This is a genomic window from Streptomyces muensis (genome assembly GCF_021474425.1).
Lineage (GTDB): Bacteria > Actinomycetota > Actinomycetes > Streptomycetales > Streptomycetaceae > Streptomyces > Streptomyces muensis.
Genome location: NZ_JAKEIP010000600.1, coordinates 1 through 965, shown reverse-complemented (window position 1 = coordinate 965; position 965 = coordinate 1). Strand labels below are relative to the sequence as shown.

The window sequence follows — 965 nt, the reverse complement described above, 5'->3', positions numbered from 1 at the left end:
GGACGGGTAGGGGCGGCGGGGGCGAGGGGGGTCAGTTGGTCGAGGCTGTCGCGGACGGCGCTTTGGCCTTCTTCAGGAAACCCATGTCCTCGTACACCGGCGTCCCGAAACCGAAGGCCCCGGCGTTGGCGACGTTCGCCCTCGCGGCCACCAGCTGCGGACGCTGGAAGAGGGGGAGGGACCCGGCCGCCGCCCAGATACGGGAGTCGGCCTTGCGGATCAGCGCCCGCGACTCGGACTCGTCCAGCGTGGCAACCGCCTGGTCGAACAGCTGGTCCACCTGATCGGTACCGACCCGCGTGTAGTTCTGCTCGACGTTCAACGACCCGTCGGCGGCCGGCACGGGCTTGGCGTAGATGGGCCGCCCGTCGGTCGCCGGATAGGCGGAGGCGGGCCAGGAGTACAGCGCGAGATCGTACTGACCGGACGCGATGTGATCCTTGAAGTAGCTCTCGTCCGAGACCTTCATGATCTCGGTACCGATCCCGACCCGCTCCAGCATCACCCCGATCCGCTCCGCCACCGTCCGCAGCGTCTGCGACCCCTCCCCCTCCGGCACCACGAACCGCAACGTCAACGCCTTGCCGTCCTTGGCCAACGGCCGAGCCGCTGCCCCGGCCGGCGCGGGAGTCCCCTGCGGCGCGTACGCCCCGGGCGCCCCGCCCTGCTGCACCTGCTTGGTGGTGCCGTACTGCTTGCCGTCCTGAGCTAGGTGCCGCCCACCGTCATGATCGGCGTCCTCCCCCTCCCCCTTCTCCTTCCCCTTGTCGCCCTCGTGCCGGGGCGCCTTGTTGTCCTCCCCGACGATGTACGTCCCGTCGTCATCGGCCTCGTCCCCGGCCTTGGACTTGGACTTCGCCGTGGACTCGGAGTCGGAGTCCTTCTCAGCCTTGTCGGCCTTGTCAGCCTTCTCGGCCTTCTTCCCCTCACTCCCCGCAGCCTTCTCCGCCTTCTCCGCCTTCTCC

Annotated in this window: 1 pseudogene; it reads right to left on the bottom strand. The window is 69.3% G+C overall.

Going from position 1 to position 965, the window contains the following annotated elements:
• Positions 1–31: 31 nt before the first annotated feature.
• A pseudogene (locus L0P92_RS44645) lies at positions 32–965 on the bottom strand (ABC transporter family substrate-binding protein); the annotation flags it as partial.